The following is a 17415-nucleotide window of genomic DNA, read 5'->3' on the forward strand; positions in this document are numbered from 1 at the left end:
TCAGATCGAGACAAAGAAGAAACTCGCAATCAACGCCATGCCCACGAACCACACTAGTGAACGCAGGATCGCCCAATCGGCCACGTAGCAAATGATGTACAAGAGGCGGCTGGTGATAAACAGCACGGCCAGTACATTGATGGTCACCAGTTCGGCCGTACCCGCCAGGTGCGCGATAATCACCGCCGCCGCAAATGCCGGGGTGACTTCAAAGCTGTTGAGCTGGGCGTTGTGGGCGCGCCGAGCGAACCCATCGAGAGTCTCCAGAAAAGCGCGAGGGTCATGGTTCTGCCGAGGCCCGAACTTGCCCTGACTGAACTTGGCCAACCCTGTGCACAGGTAAGGCAAGAAAATTGCGATCAACACACACCAGAAAGCTACCGTCATCACTGATTCCCTTTTAGTTTTCTATTTTTAATTTGAAACAGAAATTAGAGTTTTAGCACCAATTCTGGCAAGCCGCACCCACCGCTATGAGCCGCCACACGCCAAAAGGTTCTACCGGTGTTTTGCGCCCTGCCTGCAACCTCAGGCCGCTGCGGCGGTCCATCCACCCACTCATGACTGATCTTTCCCACTCCAAGGACCCCGGATGCTTGAACTTGTCGCCGCCTTCATTTGCCTCACCACCCTGCTCACCTATGTGAACTTCCGTTTTATCGGACTGCCGCCCACCATCGGGGTGATGGTCACAGCCCTGCTATTTTCCCTGATCCTGCAAGGCTTGAGCGTGCTCGGCTACCCAGGCCTTGAGGAGCGTATCCAGCAACTGATCGGCCAGATCGACTTCGGCGACTTGCTGATGAACTGGATGCTGTCATTCCTGCTGTTCGCCGGCGCTTTGCACGTCAACCTCAACGATCTGCGCAGCTACCGCTGGCCCATCGGCCTGCTGGCAACCTTCGGCGTGTTGATCGCCACCGTAGTGATCGGCAGTCTGGCGTACTACATTTTTGCCCTGTTCGGCTGGCACGTGAGCTTCCTCTACTGCTTGCTGTTCGGCGCACTCATCTCGCCCACGGACCCGATTGCGGTACTCGGTGTATTGCGAACCGCCAATGCGTCGAAACCGCTGAAAACCACCATCGTCGGCGAGTCGCTGTTCAACGACGGTACAGCGGTGGTGGTATTTACCGTGCTGCTGGGCATCGCACAATTGGGCGAGACGCCTACCGTGGGCGCCACAGCCATGTTGTTTGTCCATGAAGCCGTTGGCGGCGTGGCGTTCGGGGGGCTGATCGGCTATCTGGTCTACCTGATGATCAAGAGCATCGAACAGCACCAGATCGAAGTCATGCTGACCCTCGCCCTGGTGATCGGCGGCTCAGCGATGGCCACCGAGCTGCACGTCTCCGCCCCGATTGCGATGGTGGTGGCCGGGCTGATCATCGGTAACCTCGGGCGCAAGCTGGCGATGAACGACATGACCCGTCGCTACCTGGACGGTTTCTGGGAATTGCTCGACGACATGCTCAACGCTCTGCTGTTTGCGCTGATCGGCATGGAATTGCTGCTGTTGCCGTTCAATTGGCTGCACGTATTCGCGGCCAGTTTGCTGGCAGTGGCGATCCTGCTCTCACGCCTGCTAACTGTGGCCCCGGCGATCCTGCTGCTGCGCCGCTGGCGTACCGTGCCGCGCGGCACCATCCGTATCCTCACCTGGGGCGGCTTGCGCGGCGGGGTTTCGGTGGCACTGGCGCTGGCCCTGCCACTGGGGCCGGAGCGCGATCTGCTGCTGAGCATCACCTACATCGTGGTGCTGTCGTCGATCCTGCTGCAGGGTTTGAGCATCGGCAAACTGGTCAAACGCGTGACCCGGGACGACCCCCAGGCCACGCCTGACGCTCACTGATCCTTGTCGATAGGTTGCGGATGCCTTGGGTCCGCAGCCTTCTTACCCGGCAAGCTGCCTTCACTGCGAATCTGCGCATGGCTGATCAAGGCAAAGATAAAGCTGCCACCGATGATATTGCCGGCCAGAGTCGGGCCGGCAAACACCAGCCAGAAATCCTTCCACGGCAACTCGCCGGCGAATACCAGATAAGACACTTCCGCAGACCCCACCACGATATGGGTGAAATCCCCCAGCGCCATCAGGTAGGTGATCAGGATAATGATCCACATCTTGGCGCTTTCCATCGACGGGATCATCCACACCATGGTGGCGATCATCCAGCCGGAGACGATGCCTTTGGCAAACATCTGGCCGGTGTCGTTCTCCATGATCTTGCGCCCGATTTCCAGGAAGGCCTGGTCGGTCTTTGTGTCGAAGATCGGCAAGTGCAGCATCACATACGCCACCAACAGGGTGCCGCAAAGATTACCCACCAGCACCACCGACCACAGCCGTAACAGGCGCCCGGCATTGCCAAAGGTCGGCTTGCTCATCACCGGCAGCACCGCGGTCAGGGTGTTTTCGGTGAACAGTTGCTGCCGCGCAAGGATTACCGCGAGGAATCCCGCGCAGTAGCCGAAGCTGGCAATCACCTTGAAGGCTTCACCCTCGGGAAGACGTGAATTGAGCAATCCCATGGCCATCAGCGACAGGCCCATGGTCAGTCCGGCCGCCAGTGCCGACCACCACAAAGCGGCAACACTGCGCTCCAGCTCCTGATCTCCCTGGGTGCGGATAATTTCATGCAGGACCGCAGCGCGGGGCGGCTGGTTGTCGTCGACGTCCTGTTGCTCTTCCTGGGATAAGTTGGGGGTCTTGCCGTCTTGTTGCGTGGCCATGGCGATACCTGAACGGGGGGGCGGTGTTCAGGTACGACCTATGGCCGATCAATAGCGTTCACTGGTCCGACGCAGGATTATTCGCTGACGCCGTCGTCCTGGAACTGGTCTTTGACGTACTTGATCTCGGTACGCCCGTGAGGCGCCGGCAATCCGTCTTCGCCGAGGTTGACGAAGACCATTTTCTCAACCGTGAGGATGCTCTTGCGGGTGATCTTGTTGCGCACTTCACAGGTCAAGGTGATGGAGGTGCGGCCGAACTCGGTGGCGGTGATGCCCAGTTCGATGATGTCACCCTGGCGCGAGGCACTGACGAAGTTGATTTCGGAGATGTACTTGGTCACCACCCGTTGGTTGCCCAGTTGGACAATGGCGTAGATGGCTGCTTCTTCGTCGATCCAGCGCAGCAGGCTGCCACCGAACAGGGTGCCGTTGGGGTTGAGGTCTTCAGGTTTTACCCATTTGCGGGTGTGGAAGTTCATGGTCACTCCAAAGCGTCTTGCCGAATGATGGGCGACATCATGGCAGAGCCCAGGCCCAAGCTCTATGAGCCATTGCCTATCAAGCCCATGAACGATCTTCATGCCGCCGACAGAAAGGCTTGGGAAGTCTGGCGCACACGGCTATAATCGCCCCCGTTTCAAAACGGTCATCTTCGATTGATACCGTTCTCCCGCCACCTGTCCGAGGGGCGCTGCAGCAGGCTAGGCCTGTCAGGCTCGGATGGGGCGTTGTCCGGCCTGATTCCCCTGGCCTGATACTAAACGCACAACGGCGCCCATTCGCACACTACGAATGGAGGCTCTTCATGAGCGCTGTCAACACGCCTGCAGATTTCACCGACTACAAAGTCGCCGACATGTCCCTCGCTGCCTGGGGCCGTCGCGAAACCTTTATCGCCGAATCCGAAATGCCAGCCCTGATGGGTCTGCGCCGCAAGTACGCCGCTGAGCAACCACTCAAAGGCGCGAAGATCCTCGGCTGCATCCACATGACCATCCAGACTGCCGTGCTGATCGAAACCCTGGTTGCCCTGGGTGCCGAAGTACGCTGGTCGTCCTGCAATATCTTCTCGACTCAAGACCAGGCCGCCGCAGCTATCGCCGCTGCCGGTATCGCGGTTTATGCCTGGAAAGGCGAGACCGAAGAAGAGTACGAGTGGTGCCTGGAGCAAACCATCCTCAAAGATGGCGCGCCTTGGGACGCCAACATGATCCTCGACGACGGCGGCGACCTGACCGAGCTGCTGCACAAGAAATACCCGGCGATCCTGGACCGTGTCCACGGCGTCACCGAAGAAACCACCACCGGCGTACACCGCCTGCTGGACATGCTGGCCAAGGGCGAGCTGAAGATCCCGGCCATCAACGTCAACGACTCGGTGACCAAGAGCAAGAACGACAACAAGTACGGCTGCCGTCACAGCCTGAACGACGCCATCAAGCGCGGCACCGACCACCTGCTGTCGGGCAAGCAAGCGCTGGTGATCGGCTACGGTGACGTGGGTAAGGGTTCTTCCCAGTCCCTGCGCCAGGAAGGCATGATCGTTAAGGTCTCCGAAGTCGACCCGATCTGCGCCATGCAAGCCTGCATGGACGGTTTCGAAGTGGTTTCGCCGTTCATCGACGGCGTCAATGACGGCACCGAAGCGAGCATCGACAAAGCCCTGCTGGGCAAGATCGACCTGATCGTGACCACCACCGGTAACGTGAATGTTTGCGACGCGAACATGCTCAAAGCCCTGAAGAAGCGCGCCGTTGTCTGCAACATCGGTCACTTCGACAACGAGATCGACACCGCTTTCATGCGCAAGAACTGGGCATGGGAAGAAGTGAAGCCGCAGGTACACAAGGTTCACCGTACCGGCGCTGGCGATTTCGACCCGCAGAACGATGACTACCTGATCCTGCTGGCCGAAGGCCGTCTGGTTAACCTGGGCAACGCAACCGGCCACCCGAGCCGCATCATGGATGGTTCATTCGCCAACCAGGTACTGGCCCAGATCTTCCTGTTCGGCCAGAAGTACGCCGACCTGTCGCCAGCCCAGAAAGCCGAGCGCCTGACCGTGGAAGTACTGCCGAAGAAACTCGACGAAGAAGTGGCCCTGGAAATGGTCCGCGGCTTCGGCGGCGTAGTGACTCAACTGACCAAGACCCAGGCCGACTACATCGGCGTGACCGTCGAAGGCCCGTTCAAGCCGCACGCTTACCGCTACTGATTTGCCTGTGCCCGCTCTCTATCTTAAGGGGAGCGGGCTTTATGTGGGAGCGGGCTTGCTCGCGAATGCGGTGTTTCAGTCAACTTATTCTTCACTGACATACCGCATTCGCGAGCAAGCCCGCTCCCACATTGGCGGTGTACACACTCCGGCTTCTGAGTTTCAAAGGGTATGACCATGTCCCAAGACCGTCGCTACAGCTTCGAGTTCTTTCCCACCAAGACCGATGCTGGGCATGAAAAACTGATGGCGACTGCCAAACAGTTGGCAAGCTACAACCCCGACTTCTTCTCCTGCACCTACGGCGCTGGCGGCTCGACCCGTGATCGCACGATCAACACCGTGTTGCAGCTGGAAAGCGAAGTCAAAGTTCCCGCCGCGCCGCACTTGTCGTGCGTGGGCGACAGCAAGGACGACCTGCGCGGCCTGCTGACCCAATACAAACAAGCCGGCATTCAGCGCATCGTCGCCCTGCGCGGCGACTTGCCCTCCGGCATGGGCATGGCCAGCGGTGAGCTGCGCTACGCCAATGACCTGGTGAGCTTCATCCGTGAAGAAAGCGGCGATCACTTCCATATCGAAGTGGCGGCTTATCCGGAGATGCATCCTCAGGCGCGCAATTTCGAAGACGATCTGCAGAATTTCGTGCGCAAGGCCAACGCTGGCGCCGACAGCGCGATCACTCAGTACTTCTTCAACGCCGACAGCTACTTCTATTTCGTCGAGCGCGTACGGGCCATGGGTGTGAACATCCCGATCGTGCCGGGCATCATGCCGATCACCAACTACAGCAAGCTGGCACGTTTCTCGGACGCCTGCGGTGCCGAAATCCCACGCTGGGTGCGCAAGCAATTGGAAGCCTATGGCGACGACGTCAAGAGCATCCAGGCGTTCGGCGAACAGGTCATCAGCGAAATGTGTGAACGTTTGTTACAAGGTGGCGCGCCAGGGTTGCACTTCTATACCCTGAACCAGGCTGAGCCGAGCCTCGCTATCTGGAACAACCTTAAACTGCCACGCTAAGCCGGTTTAATAGCAGTTCCCGGCCCTCGTTATCACGGGGGCTTTTTTCGTCTACATGTCCCCGGAAAGGAAGCCAGCAGTAAATGAATACAGCGTCCCCGACTCCTCGCCCCCAGCTGATTTACCTGGTATTCGGCGCCGAGACCTACCATCAGGAAGCCGTATTCAGCATCGCCAGTGCCGTTGCCCAACTGGGCGGGCCTCAGGATATGCCGTTAGACATCCAAGTGTTCAGCGACAACCCGGCCCCGTACCGTGGCTTGCCAGTACAGGTCCACACATTGGACAGCGCCACGCGACAACGCTGGAGCGAACCCCACGGCTACCATTTCCGTACCAAACATGTGCTGTTGCGTCAGGTGCTGGAAACGGCGGAACTGGCGCTGCTGATCGACACCGATACATTTTTCCACGACTCGCCCATGGCATTGTTCGAGCGCGTAACACCGGGCACCGTGCTGTGCAACGCCTTCCAGGCCAAGTATGGCGACAACCGCGAAAGCGTACTGTATGAAGCCCTGGCCAAATACCTGACCGACAAAGGCCTCGCCGACGATGATATGTGGCTGCTCAACTCAGGCGTGATGGGCTTGACCCGGCAAGACGCGCACATTCTGGACCGTTCGATCGAGTTGATGGATGAGCTGTTCCCCATGGCCCACGGCGCCTACACCCTCGAAGAGTTCTGCCTGTCAGTAGCCGCGTACCGCACGCTCAACGTGCGCCAGTGCCCGGACCTGATCCATCACTATTGGAGCCGCAAGCAGTTGTTCCGGGCCAAGGTCAAGGCGTGGGTAACCAAGCATGCCGCCGACCCTCTCTGCACCCAGGCCCTGGCCGATACACGCAAGGTCTCCGCACACCTGCCCCGCCCACCACGCTTGCAGCGCCTGATGTACAAACTGATCACCCTGGCGCTGCCCAAGCGCAAGCAGCAGTTCATCCGTGAGATTCTCTACGGCTGCTACGAGCACGAAAATGAATTCGACAAGGCCTGCGGCCCAGTTTGGTGGGAAAAAGCCCTTCAAAACCAGGAAGAACGCCAGAAATGCCCGGTGGACGCACACCAACTCGAACACTGGTTCGCCAACCCCGTGGTGCGCCTGATTCTGGGGGAGCGACGCGCAGCCATCTATGAACACTTGATGACCTCGCCCACAAAATAGAGCGGCCCGCAGAAGCTTAAGCCAGAGCTTCTCTTTAACGCACGGGCGTCGTAACCTCAGGGCATGCCTGTCATTCTGAAGCTGTTGATCGCCGCGTTTTTCACTTGCCTGAGCCTGGCCGCTTACGGCGAGAAACTGCGCATTGTCACCGAGCCCTGGGCGCCTTATGTGTATGAAGAAGACGGCGCCATGCACGGGCTGGATTACGAAACGACGGTGATCGTATTCCAGCGCCTGGGGGTCGAAGTGCAATGGCAGTTCCTGCCCTGGAAGCGCTGTCTGGCCATGCTTGATCAAGGCCATGCGGATGGCGCGCTGGATATTTTCCACAGCCACGACCGCGACGCCCTGCTGCTGTACCCCAGCGAACCGCTGTCGGAAGTGGAGTTCGTAATGTTCTACGCCAACGACCGTCCGCATCCGGTCCAAAGCCTCGACGACTTGCGTGGCCTCACAGTCGGCACGTCGCCAGGCTACCTGTACGGATTACCCTTCAGCGACTCCACCTTATTCAACCGCGAGCCGGCCCCCAGCCATGAAGCCAACTTCGGCAAATTATTGCTGGGGCGCATCGACCTTGTGATCACCGACCGCCGGGTTGGCCAGCACGTGATCAAGACACTGGGCCTGGAAGGCAAGGTCAGCCAGGCCCCCGTTGTCGTCAGCCGCCAGCAGCAGTACCTCGCCGTACGTCGTGGCGCAGGCATGGACCTGCTGGTGCAACGCTTTGCCGCCGAGCTCAAACGCTTCAAACAGGAGCCGGCCTACACGGCATTGAGCGCCAAATATGGTGGATTCGAAGCGATTACGGCGTCCGGACACACCGTTGAGCAGCAGGAAAGCGGCGCACCGTGATTGCTCTGCTATACTCCGGCCTTCCCGCCAGGCTTACGCCCGGCCGCTGAGGTCTTGAAAAAGGCACCCAACCCCGCTACTGCGCAGCTTTCAGCCCGCGCGAGCCGGTGGAGTGCCCGCCAGACGCAGCAGGACCGGACGGGATTGCGCTCCCCTAAGCGCCATTCACGCCCGGCAAGATTATCCCTTTGGGCCAAGCCCTAACTAAAACAGGATTACTCATGTCCTTTGCTTCCCTCGGTCTCTCCGAGGCTTTAGTCCGCGCCATCGAGGCAGCGGGCTATACCGAGCCTACTCCGGTGCAACAGCGGGCCATTCCCGCCGTGTTGCAAGGTCGCGACCTGATGGTTGCGGCTCAGACAGGTACTGGTAAAACCGGCGGCTTCGCCCTCCCGATTCTGGAGCGGTTGTTCCCCAACGGTCACCCGGACAAATCCCAGCGTCACGGCCCGCGCCAACCACGCGTACTGGTTCTGACCCCTACCCGCGAACTCGCCGCCCAAGTGCACGACAGCTTCAAGCTGTATGCCCGCGACTTGAAGTTCGTCAGCGCCTGCATCTTCGGCGGCGTCGGCATGAACCCACAGGTTCAGGCCATGTCCCGTGGTGTTGACGTGCTGGTGGCATGCCCTGGTCGCTTGCTCGACCTGTGCGGCCAAGGCAGCGTCGATTTGTCCCACGTGGAAATCCTCGTGCTGGACGAAGCCGACCGCATGCTCGACATGGGCTTTGTCCATGACGTGAAAAAAGTCCTCGCCCGCCTACCGGCCAAACGTCAGAACCTGCTGTTCTCGGCAACGTTCTCCCAAGACATCACCGCCCTGGCCGGCAAGCTGCTGCACAACCCGGAGCGCATCGAAGTCACGCCGCCGAACACCACGGTCGAGCGTATCGAGCAACGCGTCTTCCGCTTGGCCGCCAGCCATAAGCGCTCGCTGCTGGCCCACCTGATCACCCACGGTGCGTGGGAGCAGGTGCTGGTGTTCACCCGTACCAAACACGGCGCCAACCGCCTGGCTGAATACCTGGACAAGCACGGCCTCACCGCCGTCGCCATCCACGGGAACAAGAGCCAAAACGCTCGCACCAAAGCCCTGGCTGACTTCAAGGCTGGCAGCGTACGCATCCTGGTAGCGACCGATATCGCCGCACGCGGCCTGGATATCGACCAGTTGCCACACGTGGTCAACTTCGAGCTGCCAAACGTCGATGAAGACTATGTGCACCGTATCGGCCGTACTGGCCGTGCCGGTCGTTCGGGTGAAGCCATTTCCCTGGTTGCACCGGACGAAGAAAAACTGCTGAAAAGCATCGAGCGCATGACCAAGCAGAAAATCGCCGACGGCGACCTGATGGGCTTTGATGCCAGCGCTGTAGAGGCCGAAAAGCCTGAAGTGCGCGAACGTCCTGACGTGCGTAACCCACGCAACCCACGCGGTCCGAAGGGCGATGGCCCGAACGGCGGCGGTGGTGGCGGTGGTCGTCGCGACAAAGGCAAAGACAAAGGCGGCAAGGAAAAAGCGCCAACCAACGGCCGTGGCGAACGCCCAGCCCGTGAGCAGAAGCCTCGTGAAGGTACCCCGGCCCGTGAACAGCGTCAGCCGAGCCAACCGCCGCGCGCTGCAGCCGACCGTGCCCCGGACGAGTTCCTCGACGACGACGTGGATAACTTCGGTAACCGCGTCGACTACGTGCCACAGGCCAAACCGGCCCAAGGCCGTGGCCGTCGTCCAGGTGCCCCAGCACAGGGCGCCGGCGCCGGCACTGGCGCACCCCGTGGCGGCCAGCCACAGGGCGCGCGCCAGAACGGTCCGCGCAACAGCAGCGGCGGCACCACCGGCACCCCGCCTGCCAAACGCAGCGGCCCGCGTAGCGGTGCACCGCGAGACGGCCAGGCCCGCCGCGAAGATTCGCGCAGCAACAACCGCCGCCCAGCCCGTGACGACCAGCCTCGTTCGTCCGAGCCAGCCGTGCAAAACCCGCGCGGTGGCCCAGCGCCGAAGATCATCCACAAGGAGTCGAAAGCTGACCGCTTCCCGACACCTGAGCAGTTGGATCAACTGCCAGGCCGCCCTCGTGGTGAAAAACCAGCGCTGCTGACTCGCAACCGCTGAGTTTCAAAGCTCCATAAAAAATGCCCCGCCTCTTTCGAGACGGGGCATTTTTTTGGACTCAACAAAAACGAATGAGCCCTGCTGTGGGCAGAAATTACTTCTGCTTAACACCTTCCAGCGAGATGTCCAGGTTAACAGTCTGCGAAGACGGGCCCGGGCCTTTGATGCCAAAGTCGTTCAGGTCCAGCGTAGTGGTGGCGTTGAAGCCCGCACGCTCGCCGCCCCATGGATCCTTGCCTTCACCGTTGAAGGTAGCCTTGAAGGTCACAGGCTTGGTCACGCCGTGGAACGTCAGGTCGCCGGTCACGTCAGCAGTTTTTTCGCCGGTGGATTTAACAGCGGTAGATACGAACTTGGCGTCAGCAAACTTGGCAACGTCCAGGAAATCCTTGCTGGCGATGTGCTTGTCACGCTCAGCGTGGTTGGACCAAAGGCTGGCGGTTTTCACGTCGACGGCGATTTTGCTGGCCTCAGGCTTGGCGGAATCCCAGCTGAACGTACCGTCCCAGTCCTTGAAGGTACCGTGGATGTAGCTGTAGCCCAGGTGGCTGATTTTCCAGTCGATGAAGGCGTGTTGGCCTTCCTTGTCGATTTTGTAGTCAGCGGCCATCACCTGACCTGCAGACAGCAGCGCTGTACCGATTGCCAGAGCGGCGAGGGTCTTCTTCAACATGCTTTATATTCCTTGTGAGTCGAGGTTGAACATCAGGCTTTGCGCCCCAGCATTCGCGTGAGGGTCGCATCACGATCGATAAAGTGGTGTTTCAACGCAGCCACGCCGTGCAAGCCGGCGAAAACCACGAGCACCCAGGCCAGGTACAAATGCACCAAGCCCGCGTTGTCTGCCTGGTCCGGTAGACCGGAAACCACGGCAGGAATTTCAAACAGGCCAAACACCGGGATACCGACACCATCGGCGGTGGAAATCAGGTATCCGGCAATCATCACGGCAAACAGCCCGAGATAAAGGAACGCGTGGCCGAACGCGGCACCGATGCGGGTCAAGCGGCTGTAACTGGCCAACGGCGGTGGTGGCGGGCTGATCAGGCGCCAGACGATACGCACCAGCATGATGGCGAACAGCGTGATGCCAATGCTCTTGTGCAGGTCCGGCGCGTCTTTACGCCAGGCGCTGTAGTAGTCGAGCCCAACCATCCACAAACCCAGGGCGAACAGACCGAACACAACCAGGGCCACACCCCAGTGCAAAATCATACTGACCCAGCCATAACGGGCCGGTGAGTTACGTAGCTGCATATACTTAATCCCGTAAGAGCTGCGCCCAAGACTAGAGATTTACCTATCGAATTAAAGCGGAAAATTTTGCTTTGAAATATCGAGAAATACGATCTAGAGCGTATGCACAATAAGTTAACCAAGGATTAAGGACTATCCCTAACAAACGTGACAGTCCGTCCCGCGTTTACTCCGAATTCCCCACAATGGCTTGTGACCCAGGCCTCCATTGCATAGGCTTGCGCGATTGTTTCGCCTGCGCCGTTCGCAGGACCGCTTCGAGGAGATCACCGATGGGCTTGAACAACCAGTGGATGCAACGCGACCTCGCCGTGCTGTGGCATCCCTGCACCCAGATGAAAGACCACCAGCAGCTGCCGCTGATCCCGATCAAGCGCGGGGAAGGCGTCTGGCTGGAAGACTTCGAAGGCAAGCGCTACCTCGACGCTGTCAGCTCCTGGTGGGTCAACGTGTTCGGCCACGCCAACCCACGCATCAACCAACGCATCAAGGACCAGGTCGACCAACTGGAACACGTGATCCTCGCCGGCTTCAGCCACCAGCCGGTGATCGAACTGTCCGAACGCCTGGTCGCGATGACCCCCGAAGGCCTGACCCGCTGCTTCTATGCCGATAACGGTTCGTCGTGCATCGAAGTTGCGCTGAAGATGAGCTTCCACTATTGGCTCAACCGCGGTTTGCCGAACAAAAAGCGCTTCGTCACCCTGACCAACAGTTACCACGGCGAAACCATCGCCGCGATGTCAGTGGGCGACGTGCCGCTGTTTACCGAAACCTACAAGGCGCTGCTGCTCGACACCATTAAGGTGCCAAGCCCGGACTGCTACCTGCGCCCCGAGGGCATGAGCTGGGAAGAGCACTCGCGCACTATGTTCCTGGCCATGGAACAGACCCTGGCCGACAACCATGACACCGTCGCCGCCGTGATCGTCGAGCCGCTGATCCAGGGCGCAGGCGGCATGCGCATGTACCACCCGGTGTATCTGAAGCTGCTGCGCGAAGCCTGCGACCGCTACGGCGTGCACCTGATCCACGACGAAATCGCCGTGGGCTTCGGCCGTACCGGCACGATGTTCGCCTGTGAACAGGCCGGCATCCGTCCGGACTTCCTGTGCTTGTCCAAGGCCCTCACCGGCGGTTACCTGCCGCTGGCGGCGGTGGTCACCACAGATGATGTCTACGACGCCTTCTACGACGACTACCCGACCCTGCGCGCGTTCCTGCACTCCCATAGCTACACCGGCAACCCGCTGGCGTGCGCGGCGGCCCTGGCGACCCTGGATATATTCGAAGAAGACAACGTCATCGAAAACAACAAGGCCCTGGCCCAGCGTATGGCAACCGCCACTGCCCACCTGGTCGATCATCCCCATGTGTCGGAAGTGCGCCAGACCGGCATGGTATTGGCCATCGAAATGGTCCAGGACAAGGCCACCAAAACCGCCTATCCGTGGCAGGAGCGCCGTGGTTTGAAGGTGTTCGAGCATGCCCTGGAACGTGGTGCGCTGCTGCGGCCATTGGGCAGCGTGGTGTATTTCCTGCCGCCGTATGTGATTACGCCGGAGCAGATCGACTTCCTCGCCACCGTTGCCAGCGAAGGCATCGATATCGCGACCAATAGCAAGGTCAGCGTCGCCGTGCCAAAAGACTTCCACCCAGGCTTTCGCGACCCGGGCTGATGGTTCCTACCTAAATTCTTCAGAGAACAGACATGAGACTGTCCCGCTTTTTCACCGACACCCCGCTGAGCCTCGGTGACCATGAACTGCCAGAAGCCCAGGCGCATTACATCAGCCGCGTGCTGCGCATGGTCGAGGGCGACGCCGTGCAATTGTTCGACGGCTCCGGCCTGGAGTTTAGCGGCACATTGCTGGAGGTCGGGAAAAAACGCGTCACCGTACAACTCACCGAAAGCTTCACGGGCCAGACCGAATCGCCACTGCACATCCACCTTGGCCAGGGCCTTTCCCGGGGCGAGCGCATGGATTGGGCAATCCAGAAAGCCACTGAACTGGGGGTCAACGAAATCACCCCGATTTTCAGCGACCGCTGCGAAGTGCGACTCAAGGACGAGCGCGCTGACAAACGCCTGCTGCACTGGCGCCAGGTGGCGATCAGTGCGTGCGAGCAATGCGGGCGTTCGACGGTGCCGGTGATTCACCCACCGCTGTTGCTGGCGGACTGGCTGAAGCAGGTCGAGGCGGATCTGAAGCTGGTGCTACACCCGGTGGCAGAGCCGATGGTCAGCCATGCCAAGCCTGCGAGCCTGGCGTTTCTGATCGGGCCGGAAGGCGGGTTGACTGACAATGAAGTCGACACCGCCCAAGCGGCCGGCTTCCATGCCGCCCGTCTCGGCCCACGGGTGCTACGTACCGAGACCGCGCCAGTGGTAGCGCTGGCCGTCGCCCAACAACTCTGGGGCGACTTCTAGCCCACAGCTGCAAAAACGATCGTAATGCGGGAGGGACTTGCTCCCTCCCACATTTAGATTCGGTTACCCCTTCTTACTCCACCGGATCACTCACCGGCTTGGCAATAATCGCCTTCAACTCGCTGGTCATCGGGAATTCCAGGTTCAAGCCCTTGGGCGGAATCGGCTGTTCAAACCAGCGCTGGTAAATCCCGTTGATCTCCCCCGAGCGGTACAGGTCGCCGAGGGTCTCGTTGACCACCGCAAGAAACTGCGGATCGTCCTTGCGCACCATGCAGCTGTAGATCTCCCGCGACTGCTCCTCGCCAACCACCACCCATTTGTGCGGGTCCTTGGCTTTGGCGCGTTCGCCGTAGAGGAGCGCGTCATCCATATAAAACGCCACGGCGCGGCCCGTCTCCAGCATCTTGAACGCTTCGCCATGATCCTTTGCGCTGATCACGAACATATTGGTTTTGTGCTCGGCGTTGTAGCTCTTGAGAAAACGTTCGTTGGTGGTGCCGGCAGTGGTCACCACGTTCTTGCCGGCAAGGTCGGTGAAGCCTTTGATGCCGCTGTCTTTAGCCGTCAGCAACTGGCCTTTCACATAAATAAACCCATAGGAAAATGCCACCTGTTTCTGGCGCTCAGCGGTCACTCCGGTGGAACCGCATTCCAAGTCAACGGTGCCGTTCTGCACCAGCGGAATTCGCGTCTGGGACGTCACGAGGTTGTACTTCACCTTGAGGTCGGCCACTCCGGTTTTCTGCTGGATGCGCTCGACAATCTTGCTCGACAGGTCCACCGAATAACCCATGGGTTTGCCGCTGTGATCCCCCACATAGGAAAACGGCACCGACGCATCGCGATAGCCCAGGGTGATGGACTTGGCGTTGGCGATCTTGCTCAACGTGCCGTTCAGCGCCGGTTCATTTGCCTGAACCTGAGCCCCAAACAACAGCCCCACGGTACAACCGGTCAACAGAATTTTTTTCATTGTTCTGCTCCGTTGGTTATTTACGTACAGCGATGACACTGATTTCCACCAACACACTCGGTCGCGCCAGCTCCGCCTGCAGGGTGGTTCGCGTGGGCGCCATCCCCTGCGACAGCCACGCCGACCACACCTCGTTCATCGGCGCAAAACCGGTGCCGATGTCTTTGAGGTAAATGGTCGCATTGAGCAGATGGTCCTTGTCGCTGCCCGCCTGGGCCAGCAACCCGTCGATTTTGGCCAGCACTTCGCGGGTTTGTGTCGCGACATCCTGACCGTCACCCGGTACCTGACCCGACAAGAACACCAAGTCCTTGAAAGTCACGGCACCAGAAAGACGCTCGTTGCTGCTGATTCGATTGATGGTCATGGTTACATCCTCAAGCGGCGCGGGGCGTCAGGCCCTGCATATCAATGGAAAGGGCGTGCCGACCGATCAGCTCGGCCAACAGTTGGCCGCTGCCGCATGCCAGGGTAAACCCCAGGGCGCCGTGGCCCAGGTTCAGCCACAGGTTGCGATAAACGCTGGCGCCAATCAGCGGCACACCGGTAGGCGTGGCCGGGCGCATGCCGGCCCATTCGACCGCACGGGCATAGTCGCCGCCCAGAGGGAACGTCTCGACCGCCTGGCGCTTGATCAGGGCCAGACGCTTGGGCTCCAGGCCCGCGTCGAAACCGACGATATCCACCATCGCCGCCACCCGCAGTTGTTCGCCGATGCGCGCGTAGACGATCTTGCGGTCGTAGTCGGTGATGCTCACATTCGGCGCCTGGTGCTGCGGGCCAATCGGCACGCTCAGGCTGTAGCCCTTCAGCGGATACAGCGGCAGCGAAAGCCCCGGCAGCCCCAACTCGGCGCTGCGATACCCCGCGGCCAATACCAGGTGCTGGACCGGCATCACTTCATCCGCCAATTCGATGGCTTGTACCGCGCCGTCCGCGTGACGAATCCCGGCCACCTTGCGCCCCAGCAAAAATCGGCAGCGCCCAGAGGCCTCAAGCCGCGCCGCCAATCGTTGGCAGAACGCGTGACAGTCCGCGACTTCCTCGTTCGGCGTGTAGATGCCGCCGACAAACCCATCGCCCGCCAGCGCAGGCTCCAGCCGCGCGCAATCGGCGGCGGACCATACCTGCTGCTGCAAAATATCCGTGACCTTGCTGCGCGCATGCGCGAATGAACGGCTATCGCGGAAAGTCACCAGCTTGCCATTGCGCCGCCAGTCGAAACCGTCCAGGTGGTCATCCTCGCGCCATTGCTGCAACGTGCGTTGGCTCAAGGAGGCCAAGCGCAGCAGGTGCTCCGCATTACGCTTATTCACCGAACCTCGGCATGCGCCGATAAACGCCGCCATCCAACGCCATTGCTGGGGATCGAGGCGTGGGCGCAATTTCAACGGAGAGTCACCGCGCACCAGCCAGCCAAGCGCTTGCAGCGGCACTCCGGCATCAGCCAACGGCGCGACATAGCGGTAGGACAGTTGCCCGCCGTTGGCGAAACTGGTTTCGCTGCCCAGTCGGTCGCGAGCGTCGATCACCGTCACTTCATGGCCGGCACGCACCAGCGCATACGCGCTCGCCAAGCCAATGACTCCACCGCCAATGATGCAAACCTGCCTGGCCATCCCCGCCCCCTCGCCGTCGATTAAGTAGGCTCAAGCGTAGGGGCAGGTGACAGGCCGCCGACAATGAATAAAGATGGCTCACCTATAAACAAAGGTTATGGACTTGCCATGCGCCTGCGTCATATCGAAATCTTCCAGGCAATCCGCCAGACCGGCTCCGTCAGCGCCGCCGCGCAATTGCTGCACGTGTCGCAGCCGGCGGTAACCAAAGTGTTGCAGCACGCAGAGCTGCAGCTGGGCTTCCCACTGTTCCTGCGCGTACGCGGCAAGTTGCAGCCCACGCCGGAAGCACTGGCGCTGGAGAGTGAAGTGGAGAAAGTCACCGCGAGCCTGCAAGGGGTGCGGCGTCTGGCCAAGAGCTTGCGTCGTGCGCCGGGGCAAAGTGTGCGCATCGGCGCAACCCCCGCGCTGGCGCTGTCGCTGCTGCCGCCGGCGATTCTGGAATGGAAGCGAGACTACCTGGACATGGCCTGTGAACTGTCCAGCGACCACAGCCGCGAACTGGTGCAAAAGTTGTTGATGCGCGAGATTGATCTGGCGCTGACGCTCAACTTCTCCGGCCATCCAGGGTTGACCACCCAGGTGTTGGCCAACGGTGTGCTGGTGGCGTTGGCATCCAAAGGCTATTGGCCGGAGACTGAGCTGCATCAGCCCCTGCCATTGGCCGACTTGGCGGGCGCGCCGCTGATTGGCCTGTCCAGCGCCGACCCGCTGGCGGCAAAACTCGACAGCTACCTGGAGAATGTCGACCCTGCGCCCCGGGTGACGATCTCGGTGCAAACCTATTCGCTGGCGCGCGCGATGGTGGAGTCCGGCGCGGGGTTAACGGTGATCGACCCGTTCACCGCGCTGGGCGCCTCGACGGACACCACTTGCATCCGCACGCTCACCCCGCCGCTGCCGATCACCCTGTATGCCCTGACCCGCGCCGACGGACCGCCGCCGCATATGCTGGCCAATCTGCTGGAGATCTTGGGCAAGCGGTCATGCGAGTTGTTGGGACGCCTCTAAGGACATCGCCCC

Annotated in this window: 17 protein-coding genes and 1 riboswitch; of the genes, 9 read left to right on the forward strand and 8 right to left on the reverse strand. The window is 60.4% G+C overall.

Annotated features, from left to right (window positions below):
- Nucleotides 1-387 carry an MAPEG family protein gene (locus ACEN2T_RS23750; RefSeq protein ID WP_032884065.1) on the reverse strand — a complete coding sequence of 129 codons (387 nt, stop codon included), beginning with the start codon at nt 385-387 and terminating at the stop codon, nt 1-3.
- 205 nt (nt 388-592) lie between these two features.
- On the opposite strand from ACEN2T_RS23750, the gene ACEN2T_RS23755 reads away from it, so the two are divergent.
- On the forward strand, nt 593-1852 hold the full coding sequence (locus tag ACEN2T_RS23755; RefSeq protein ID WP_032884066.1) for a cation:proton antiporter: 1260 nt from the start codon (nt 593-595) through the stop codon (nt 1850-1852).
- Here ACEN2T_RS23755 and ACEN2T_RS23760 read toward each other — a convergent pair.
- The gene (locus ACEN2T_RS23760) at nt 1846-2733 is read right to left on the reverse strand and encodes a formate/nitrite transporter family protein (RefSeq protein WP_032884067.1); all 888 of its coding nucleotides are present in this window, start codon (nt 2731-2733) and stop codon (nt 1846-1848) included. The genes ACEN2T_RS23755 and ACEN2T_RS23760 overlap by 7 nt on opposite strands.
- A 77-nt stretch (nt 2734-2810) precedes the next feature.
- Nucleotides 2811-3215, reverse strand: coding sequence for an acyl-CoA thioesterase (locus ACEN2T_RS23765; RefSeq protein WP_032884068.1), 405 nt, complete (start codon nt 3213-3215; stop codon nt 2811-2813).
- Nucleotides 3216-3413: 198 nt separating this feature from the next.
- A riboswitch (S-adenosyl-L-homocysteine riboswitch) is annotated at nt 3414-3520 on the forward strand.
- Between the two features lie 21 nt (nt 3521-3541).
- Here ACEN2T_RS23765 and ahcY point away from each other — a divergent pair.
- The 5 genes from ahcY (at nt 3542) to ACEN2T_RS23790 (ending at nt 10109) form a co-directional block, all read left to right on the forward strand.
- A complete protein-coding gene (gene ahcY, locus ACEN2T_RS23770; protein ID WP_032884071.1) occupies nt 3542-4951 on the forward strand; it encodes an adenosylhomocysteinase in 1410 nt (469 codons plus the stop codon).
- A 177-nt stretch (nt 4952-5128) separates the two neighbouring features.
- A complete protein-coding gene (gene metF, locus ACEN2T_RS23775; RefSeq protein ID WP_032884515.1) occupies nt 5129-5974 on the forward strand; it encodes a methylenetetrahydrofolate reductase [NAD(P)H] in 846 nt (281 codons plus the stop codon).
- Between the two features lie 83 nt (nt 5975-6057).
- Nucleotides 6058-7140 (forward strand): hypothetical protein, encoded by a 1083-nt coding sequence (locus tag ACEN2T_RS23780; protein WP_442117670.1) that lies wholly within the window; start codon nt 6058-6060, stop codon nt 7138-7140.
- A 63-nt stretch (nt 7141-7203) separates the two neighbouring features.
- Nucleotides 7204-7995, forward strand: coding sequence for a substrate-binding periplasmic protein (locus ACEN2T_RS23785; RefSeq protein ID WP_032884074.1), 792 nt, complete (start codon nt 7204-7206; stop codon nt 7993-7995).
- A 221-nt stretch (nt 7996-8216) separates the two neighbouring features.
- Nucleotides 8217-10109: a DEAD/DEAH box helicase gene (locus ACEN2T_RS23790; RefSeq protein WP_032884076.1), complete on the forward strand. Its 1893-nt coding sequence runs from the start codon at nt 8217-8219 to the stop codon at nt 10107-10109.
- A gap of 94 nt (nt 10110-10203) precedes the next feature.
- Here the strand turns inward: ACEN2T_RS23790 and ACEN2T_RS23795 are convergent, their stop codons facing one another.
- Nucleotides 10204-10782: a YceI family protein gene (locus ACEN2T_RS23795; protein WP_032884079.1), complete on the reverse strand. Its 579-nt coding sequence runs from the start codon at nt 10780-10782 to the stop codon at nt 10204-10206.
- A 32-nt stretch (nt 10783-10814) separates the two neighbouring features.
- The gene (locus ACEN2T_RS23800; protein ID WP_032884081.1) at nt 10815-11366 is read right to left on the reverse strand and encodes a cytochrome b; all 552 of its coding nucleotides are present in this window, start codon (nt 11364-11366) and stop codon (nt 10815-10817) included.
- Between the two features lie 272 nt (nt 11367-11638).
- Between ACEN2T_RS23800 and ACEN2T_RS23805 the strand changes: the two genes are divergently transcribed.
- Complete coding sequence (locus ACEN2T_RS23805) at nt 11639-13045, forward strand: adenosylmethionine--8-amino-7-oxononanoate transaminase (RefSeq protein WP_032884084.1); 1407 nt, start codon at nt 11639-11641, stop codon at nt 13043-13045.
- A gap of 32 nt (nt 13046-13077) precedes the next feature.
- Entirely contained in the window at nt 13078-13797 is a 720-nt protein-coding gene (locus ACEN2T_RS23810; protein WP_442117671.1) for a 16S rRNA (uracil(1498)-N(3))-methyltransferase, read from the forward strand.
- A gap of 73 nt (nt 13798-13870) precedes the next feature.
- On the opposite strand, the gene ACEN2T_RS23815 is transcribed toward ACEN2T_RS23810, so the two are convergent.
- The 3 genes from ACEN2T_RS23815 to ACEN2T_RS23825 are packed head-to-tail and all read right to left on the reverse strand — an operon-like array spanning nt 13871 to nt 16392.
- Entirely contained in the window at nt 13871-14773 is a 903-nt protein-coding gene (locus ACEN2T_RS23815) for a transporter substrate-binding domain-containing protein (RefSeq protein ID WP_095185115.1), read from the reverse strand.
- A 16-nt stretch (nt 14774-14789) separates the two neighbouring features.
- Complete coding sequence (locus ACEN2T_RS23820) at nt 14790-15140, reverse strand: RidA family protein (protein WP_442117672.1); 351 nt, start codon at nt 15138-15140, stop codon at nt 14790-14792.
- A gap of 10 nt (nt 15141-15150) precedes the next feature.
- Nucleotides 15151-16392: a D-amino acid dehydrogenase gene (locus ACEN2T_RS23825; RefSeq protein WP_442117673.1), complete on the reverse strand. Its 1242-nt coding sequence runs from the start codon at nt 16390-16392 to the stop codon at nt 15151-15153.
- A 108-nt stretch (nt 16393-16500) separates the two neighbouring features.
- Here ACEN2T_RS23825 and ACEN2T_RS23830 point away from each other — a divergent pair, with 108 nt between their 5' ends.
- Nucleotides 16501-17403 carry a LysR family transcriptional regulator gene (locus ACEN2T_RS23830; protein WP_442117674.1) on the forward strand — a complete coding sequence of 301 codons (903 nt, stop codon included), beginning with the start codon at nt 16501-16503 and terminating at the stop codon, nt 17401-17403.
- Nucleotides 17404-17415: the final 12 nt, after the last annotated feature.

This window comes from Pseudomonas sp. W22_MBD1_FP4, assembly GCF_052113765.1.
Classification (GTDB): domain Bacteria; phylum Pseudomonadota; class Gammaproteobacteria; order Pseudomonadales; family Pseudomonadaceae; genus Aquipseudomonas; species Aquipseudomonas sivasensis.

Excerpts from the sequence above, each read along its gene's own strand:
- ACEN2T_RS23750 (WP_032884065.1), bottom strand. The coding sequence starts at position 387 with ATGACGGTAGCTTTCTGGTGTGTGTTGATCGCAATTTTCTTGCCTTAC.
- ACEN2T_RS23755 (WP_032884066.1), top strand. The coding sequence starts at position 593 with ATGCTTGAACTTGTCGCCGCCTTCATTTGCCTCACCACCCTGCTCACC.
- ACEN2T_RS23760 (WP_032884067.1), bottom strand. The coding sequence starts at position 2,733 with ATGGCCACGCAACAAGACGGCAAGACCCCCAACTTATCCCAGGAAGAG.
- ACEN2T_RS23765 (WP_032884068.1), bottom strand. The coding sequence starts at position 3,215 with ATGAACTTCCACACCCGCAAATGGGTAAAACCTGAAGACCTCAACCCC.
- ahcY (WP_032884071.1), top strand. The coding sequence starts at position 3,542 with ATGAGCGCTGTCAACACGCCTGCAGATTTCACCGACTACAAAGTCGCC.
- metF (WP_032884515.1), top strand. The coding sequence starts at position 5,129 with ATGTCCCAAGACCGTCGCTACAGCTTCGAGTTCTTTCCCACCAAGACC.
- ACEN2T_RS23780 (WP_442117670.1), top strand. The coding sequence starts at position 6,058 with ATGAATACAGCGTCCCCGACTCCTCGCCCCCAGCTGATTTACCTGGTA.
- ACEN2T_RS23785 (WP_032884074.1), top strand. The coding sequence starts at position 7,204 with ATGCCTGTCATTCTGAAGCTGTTGATCGCCGCGTTTTTCACTTGCCTG.
- ACEN2T_RS23790 (WP_032884076.1), top strand. The coding sequence starts at position 8,217 with ATGTCCTTTGCTTCCCTCGGTCTCTCCGAGGCTTTAGTCCGCGCCATC.
- ACEN2T_RS23795 (WP_032884079.1), bottom strand. The coding sequence starts at position 10,782 with ATGTTGAAGAAGACCCTCGCCGCTCTGGCAATCGGTACAGCGCTGCTG.
- ACEN2T_RS23800 (WP_032884081.1), bottom strand. The coding sequence starts at position 11,366 with ATGCAGCTACGTAACTCACCGGCCCGTTATGGCTGGGTCAGTATGATT.
- ACEN2T_RS23805 (WP_032884084.1), top strand. The coding sequence starts at position 11,639 with ATGGGCTTGAACAACCAGTGGATGCAACGCGACCTCGCCGTGCTGTGG.
- ACEN2T_RS23810 (WP_442117671.1), top strand. The coding sequence starts at position 13,078 with ATGAGACTGTCCCGCTTTTTCACCGACACCCCGCTGAGCCTCGGTGAC.
- ACEN2T_RS23815 (WP_095185115.1), bottom strand. The coding sequence starts at position 14,773 with ATGAAAAAAATTCTGTTGACCGGTTGTACCGTGGGGCTGTTGTTTGGG.
- ACEN2T_RS23820 (WP_442117672.1), bottom strand. The coding sequence starts at position 15,140 with ATGACCATCAATCGAATCAGCAGCAACGAGCGTCTTTCTGGTGCCGTG.
- ACEN2T_RS23825 (WP_442117673.1), bottom strand. The coding sequence starts at position 16,392 with ATGGCCAGGCAGGTTTGCATCATTGGCGGTGGAGTCATTGGCTTGGCG.
- ACEN2T_RS23830 (WP_442117674.1), top strand. The coding sequence starts at position 16,501 with ATGCGCCTGCGTCATATCGAAATCTTCCAGGCAATCCGCCAGACCGGC.